This window comes from Planktothrix tepida PCC 9214 (assembly GCF_900009145.1).
GTDB classification, from domain to species: Bacteria; Cyanobacteriota; Cyanobacteriia; order Cyanobacteriales; family Microcoleaceae; genus Planktothrix; species Planktothrix tepida.
Genome location: NZ_LN889833.1, coordinates 1 through 248, shown reverse-complemented (window position 1 = coordinate 248; position 248 = coordinate 1). Strand labels below are relative to the sequence as shown.

The window sequence follows — 248 nt, the reverse complement described above, 5'->3', positions numbered from 1 at the left end:
TCTCAAAGAGATACAACTCGACGCGAACATTTGGCAGATATTCAACAGGAATTTGGATTTCTGGCTTTTAATACATCTATCTACAAACAACTCTCAAAATGGTTATTACCTTTTGCCATATCTTCAGATCAAGGGATGGCACTTGTCGGAGCATTAATTGATGAGATGCGCTTTCGTAAAATCATTATTCCAGCTATTTCTACGGTAGAGCGTTTAGCCTGGGAAGTCAGGCATCGCGCTCAAAAATT

At 39.5% G+C, this 248-nt stretch carries 1 protein-coding gene; it reads left to right on the top strand.

Annotated features, from left to right (window positions below; all coding sequences use genetic code 11):
• Window positions 1-248 (top strand): DUF4158 domain-containing protein (locus PL9214_RS29350; protein ID WP_139295208.1); only part of this gene is annotated, 248 nt, incomplete at both ends.